Below are 6,141 nucleotides of genomic sequence, written 5' to 3' on the forward strand. Positions count from 1 at the left end.
ACACGGCCTATCACTGCATATTCAGGATCGATACCATTAGAAAAGAAGAAGGAAAGATTAGGCGCAAAATCATCAATGTTCATGCCCCTGCTCAAGTAATATTCTACAAAGGTAAAGCCATTGCTTAAGGTAAAGGCAAGCTGCGAAATAGGGTTAGCGCCGGCCTCAGCAATGTGGTAACCTGAGATGGATACCGAGTAAAAGTTGCGCACTTTCTCGTTGATGAAATACATCTGGATATCGCCCATCATCCTTAAGGCAAATTCTGTAGAGAAAATGCAGGTGTTTTGTGCCTGGTCTTCTTTCAGAATATCGGCCTGTACCGTTCCACGGACCGAACTGATGGCTTTTGCTTTTATAGTTGCATAGACATCTGCCGGTAATACCTGGTCGCCGGTAACGCCTAACAACATTAAACCAAGCCCACTGTTGCCTTCTGGTAATTCGCCAGCATAGCGCGGCCTTGTGGCATTTTTACTTGCATAAATAGCGTTAATCTTTTCTTCTACTTCGGCTTCCAGTCCGTTGGCAATGATATATTTTTCACATTGCTGGTCGATGGCTGCGTTCATGAAAAAGCCTAGCAACATTGGCGCAGGACCATTAATAGTCATGGATACCGATGTGGATGGCGAACAAAGGTCAAAGCCTGAATAAAGCTTTTTGGCATCATCAAGGGTGGCAATGCTCACCCCAGAATTGCCGATTTTGCCATAAATATCCGGACGAATATGAGGATCTTCCCCATATAAGGTCACCGAGTCGAAAGCCGTGGAAAGGCGATGCGCAGGCTGACCGAGGGAAACATAGTGGAAACGTTTGTTGGTACGCTCAGGGCCACCTTCACCGGCAAACATCCTGGTTGGGTCTTCACCTTCACGTTTTAGGGGAAATACCCCGGCGGCATAAGGAAACTCTCCCGGTACATTTTCGGTAAGTAACCAACGTAAAATATCACCCCAATCTTCATAACGAGGCAGGGAAACTTTAGGGATTTTTAATTTTGATAAAGACTCATAAAACAAGGGTTGTTTAATTTCTTTATCGCGAACTTTATAAATGAAGTTTTCGGCAAGATATTTAGCTTTTGTTGCTGGCCATTCGCGTAATAAACGCTTGCAATGACCATCCTGAAGCTCTTCCAGGTGATTGTAAATTTCCTGCAGGGCCGTAAGGGTACTTGCTTCAACAGGTACTATTTTATGTAATGATTCTTCGGCGGCCAATTTAATGACACCCTGTAATTGGTATAATTTTCTGGCGATGGCCGTTTGTGTATTAACCCACTCATTATAAGTCTGACTGGCTTCGGCAATTTCAGCAAGGTAACGGATTCTATCTGGTGGAATGATGTAGACTTTCTCAGATTGCAGGGCCGTTAATTTCAGCTGTGCATTGAAATCTACCCCTGTTTTTTCTTTAACTTTATCCATTAAAGAGATAAAGAGGTTGTTCATTCCCGGATCGTTGAACTGCGAAGCCATGGTGCCATACACCGGAATGCTTTCTTCGGGCGCATCAAAAAGGTTATGGTTCCTGCGGTATTGCTTGCGCACATCGCGTAATGCATCTAAAGCACCACGTTTGTCGAACTTGTTGATGGCCACTAAATCGGCAAAATCAAGCATGTCAATTTTCTCTAGTTGTGTAGCAGCACCAAACTCAGGTGTCATCACATATAGAGAAACATCACAATGTTCGGTAATTTCGGTATCCGATTGTCCAATGCCTGATGTTTCAACAATGATCAGGTCGTAACCGGCAGCTTTACAGATGTCGATACTTTCCTGCACGTTTTTAGACAAGGCCAGGTTGGCTTGTCGCGTGGCCAGCGAGCGCATGTAAATCCTTGGGTTATTGATGGCATTCATCCTGATGCGGTCACCCAATAGGGCACCCCCTGTTTTCCTTTTGGAAGGATCTACAGATATGATGGCCATTGTTTTTTCTGGAACTTCCACTAAAAACCTTCTCACCAGCTCATCTACGAGTGATGATTTTCCGGAGCCACCCGTACCGGTAATGCCCAAAACTGGCGCTTTGTTGGCTTCAGTCAATTTTTTAAGCTCATTGACAAAAGCTTGTGCGGCTTCAGGGTCGTTTTCTGCCACGGTAATTGCCGAAGCAATAGCTTTTACTTCTTTCTGTGGAATGCGCTTTAACTCCCCATTCATCGAACTGGTGGTGATGTAATCTGTTTGCTCCAGCATGTTATTGATCATGCCCTGTAGCCCCATGGTGCGACCATCATCCGGAGAATAGATTTTGGTGATGCCATATTCCTGCAGTTCTTTAATTTCGGCAGGGAGGATAACGCCGCCACCACCGGCAAATATTTTAATATTGGTGGCACCACGTTCCTGAAGTAAATCATACATATATTTAAAGTATTCCACATGTCCACCCTGGTAAGAAGTCATGGCAATGCCCTGTACATCTTCCTGAATAGCACAGTTAACCACTTCATCTACCGAGCGGTTATGCCCAAGGTGAATAACTTCTGCACCTGAAGATTGCAAAATGCGGCGCATGATATTTATTGTTGCGTCGTGCCCATCAAATAAGGCAGCCGCAGTTACAAAGCGTATTTTATGTTTAGGCTTATAGCTTTCGATCTGTTGCATACAAAGATTATATTCGTTATGGTAAAGGTACTAATAATTAGGTATTCTCTAACCGTTAGGGTATAGCAAAGCCTGAGCAGGTAGCGGGCTGCTAGGGATCTGCTCCGGGTTTGGTTCGGGAAATCCGCTAGGAAACCCGGAGCAAAGCCCTACTAAGTCAGTTGTTAGGATTAGTGAACAGCTAGTCAATAGCAAGTGATGGGTAAGGAATACGTAAGGTTTTATAAAGCTTCAGCTACAACAAAGGTACTGCCACCAATAAAGATGAGATCATCAGCGGCGGCCTTATTTTTAGCGGCTGCAATGGCAAGACCCACCTGCGGAAACACTTCGCCCTGCAGGCCATGTTTTTCTGCTTGTGCGGCAAGTTCTGCTGCGGGCAGGGCACGTTCCAGATCTGGTTGTGTAAAATAATAAACAGCATTTGAAGGTAGCAATTTTAAAACGCCATTGACGTCTTTATCTTTCAACACACCAAAAACCATATGGAGCTGTTGGTGGGGCGTATTTTTAATATTCTGCAATACTTCTGTAATGCCGGCGTAATTATGGCCTGTATCGCAAATGATCAATGGCGATTCGCCTAAAGTTTGCCACCTTCCTTGTAAGCCTGTAATTTCTTTAACATCACGCAAAGCGGAAGAAACTGCCTCATCGGGGATATTAAAATTAAGTGCTTTTAATTGTAATACCGCCGCAATAACCGTGCGTACGTTTTTAAGCTGGTAAGTTCCTGTAAGGTCCAGCTGCAGGTTTTGATAACAAAGCGTTTCGCCTTTACGGACAGTCGTTTGCAGGTAAGGGTTGATCAATTGCGTGTCTGTCAACTGCAGCTCATCTTCAGCAAAAACTAAATTACTGTTTGTTGAAGCAGCTTTTTCTATAAACTTTTGATCTGTTTCCGGGTGTCTTTCACCAATGACAATTGGCACCTGTGGTTTAATGATGCCTGCTTTTTCTGTGGCGATGGCACCAAAAGTATCGCCCAGAATATTGGTATGGTCTAAACTGATATTGGTGATGACAGACAGCTCTGGGGTAATGATATTGGTAGAATCAAGGCGACCGCCAAGGCCCACCTCAATAATGGCAATGTCTACCTGCTCTTGTGCAAAGTAGGAGAAGGCCATGCCTACGGTAACTTCAAAAAAGGAGGGTTGCAGGGTTTCGAAGGTTGCCTTTTGAGCATCGACAAAATCGCTGACAAAACCTTTAGGAATCATTTTTCCATTGATACGGATGCGTTCCCTGAAATCTTTTAAGTGTGGAGAAGTATAAAGGCCGGTTTTATAACCGGCCTTTTGTAATATTGCAGCTAACATATGGGAGGTAGAACCTTTACCATTTGTGCCACCCACATGGATGCTTTTAAATTGTTGTTGGGGGTTGCCCAGTTGCTCACATAAATACAGTGCATTGTGTAAGTCTTTTTTATAAGCTATGGCACCGATACGGGTAAACATGGGTAGTTTACTATAAAGGTAATCCAGCGTTTGTTGGTAAGTCATTTGTATTAAAATTGGTATTCAGGTCTTCTATTGTACTTTAAAGTTGAAGACCACTATGCCTACCCGAACTTCTGGAGCGTTGGCAGATTGATTATAACGCGCACCCATTACAGCATCTTTACATTTTTGCCATAATTCGCGGTCACTAAGTGTACTTCCCTTTGCGCCAGGTACAGCGTTGATGACCACACCTTCCTTGTTGATGGTAACTTTTACGGCTATTTTACCAGTTTTTTGTCCATCATCCTGTGGGGTAACTAAATTGCTGAATTTGCCCAAAGCAATAGGGGTATCACCAAAACCAGAGCCACCCTCGCCATACTTATTGCTCAAGGGATCACCATTTACACTGCCCTGGTTGCCCGGGGTAGTGCCCGTTCCGTCGCCCTGACCGGTACCTTTATTGGCTTTACCTTTATATAAAGCATTTTGGTTAATGGTAGGTGCAGCCGGTTTTTCTTCTACAGCAGCATTAGGGGTAGAGGTAGACTTTGTTTTCTTGGTGCTGATGCTTACTGCATCTTCTGTATTTTGGGTAACCACTTCTTTATCACTTGCCTGTGGGGTATTCTGCTCTATGGTAGGTTGCTCAGGCACCACCTTATCGGGTGCTTTGTTATTGGCATTAGGATCTGCAGAAGGCTCTTCAATACTGGTATAATCAGTACCCATTCCTTCAACTGAAGTACCATAATTAACCACCATACCACCCATACCTGCTTCTTCAACAGGTTTAAATGTCCCTATGGCAATGAAAAAACTCAGTGCAATAAGGAGACCCATAATGACTGTTGCTATAGCCAAAGCCTTAGGGTAGTTATTTTCTTCCTGATTGTATGTCATTATTTCTTAGGTTCTACAGCCAAAACAACTTTAAGCTTTAATTGATTAGCAACATCAAAAACCTGCATTGTGTTTTCTATAGACACCCCCCGGGCAACATAAAGTACAATCGTTAAATCTGGAGAATCCTTTTGGTAAGATTCTACTATACTTTTTAAGTTATCCAAGGTTACCTGTTGCTTCTCTACAAAGTAATTTAGCTTGTCATCTATAGAAACGGTAACGGTTTTTTGTGCAGAAGATTGTTGCCCACTGTCAGATCTTGGCAATAAAAGTTTGACTACCTGTGGATTAACTACGGCAGAGGCCAGCAGGAAAAACAAAAGCAGAAAGAACATAATATCATTAAGAGCAGAGGTATTGACCTCAACCGTTGCTTTATTTCTTTTTCTTAGATTCATTATTTGCTGGGTTCCTCTAATAAGTCAATAAATTCAATGGCATCAGTTTCCATTCTTAGAATGATACGCTCTACCATCATATTTAAGATGTGGTATAAAACGTAGGCAATGATACCGATAACCAAACCTGTAGCAGAGGTAATCATTTTGGTGTATAAACCGCCAGAGATGGTGCCAATTTCAATAGCTCCTTTAATGGATACATCATGAAAGATGGTAATTACCCCAATGATGGTACCTACGAAACCTAACATGGGTGCAATACCGGCAACGATACCTAAAACACCAATGTTCTTTTCTAATTTAGATACCTCAAGTTTACCTGTATTTTCAATGGCACCTTCAATATCTTTGATAGGGCGGCCAATTCTTTTCAATCCTTTTTCAAGCATTCTGCCCAATGGCGTATTTGCATTGCGACAAAGGGTAATGGCATTTTCTAGACGGCCTTCCTGAATGTATTGTTTGATTTGCAACATTAAGTTGGTTTCCGTTTTTGACGACTTACGGATGGTGATGTAACGTTCAATAAAAATAACTAGGCCCAGAAAAGCCAGGGCAGCTAGGGGAATCATTACCCATCCACCTTTAAACAATAAATCAATAAAGTGGATTTCCGGAGGTGCAGTTGTTACAGCTTGTTGTAGAACATTTGCCGTATCAATAATTTGGTTTGCCGTATCGCTGGCACCCTGTAACAATGTAATCATATTAGTCTGGTTTGTTTGTATTTATGTAAATGTATAGTCCTGGTATTCCTATTTT

Annotated in this window: 5 protein-coding genes; all 5 read right to left on the minus strand. The window is 42.7% G+C overall.

The window, feature by feature from the left end:
* Positions 1 to 2,624: methylmalonyl-CoA mutase family protein (locus ACR2F7_RS03895; protein WP_432712281.1), on the minus strand; the 2,624-nt coding region annotated here is incomplete at its 3' end.
* Positions 2,625 to 2,845: 221 nt separating this feature from the next.
* Positions 2,846 to 4,132: a bifunctional folylpolyglutamate synthase/dihydrofolate synthase gene (locus ACR2F7_RS03900; RefSeq protein ID WP_432712282.1), complete on the minus strand. Its 1,287-nt coding sequence runs from the start codon at positions 4,130 to 4,132 to the stop codon at positions 2,846 to 2,848.
* Between the two features lie 27 nt (positions 4,133 to 4,159).
* The gene (locus ACR2F7_RS03905; protein WP_432712283.1) at positions 4,160 to 4,975 is read right to left on the minus strand and encodes an energy transducer TonB; all 816 of its coding nucleotides are present in this window, start codon (positions 4,973 to 4,975) and stop codon (positions 4,160 to 4,162) included.
* Positions 4,975 to 5,376 (minus strand): ExbD/TolR family protein, encoded by a 402-nt coding sequence (locus tag ACR2F7_RS03910; protein WP_432712284.1) that lies wholly within the window; start codon positions 5,374 to 5,376, stop codon positions 4,975 to 4,977. Before ACR2F7_RS03910 ends, ACR2F7_RS03905 begins: the two co-directional genes overlap by 1 nt.
* Positions 5,376 to 6,086, minus strand: a complete 711-nt coding sequence (locus tag ACR2F7_RS03915) for a MotA/TolQ/ExbB proton channel family protein (protein WP_432712285.1) — start codon at positions 6,084 to 6,086, stop codon at positions 5,376 to 5,378. Before ACR2F7_RS03915 ends, ACR2F7_RS03910 begins: the two co-directional genes overlap by 1 nt.
* Between the last annotated feature and the right edge of the window lie 55 nt (positions 6,087 to 6,141).

It is taken from the genome of Pedobacter sp. (assembly GCF_045628745.1).
In the GTDB taxonomy this organism is placed as follows: domain Bacteria; phylum Bacteroidota; class Bacteroidia; order Sphingobacteriales; family Sphingobacteriaceae; genus Pedobacter.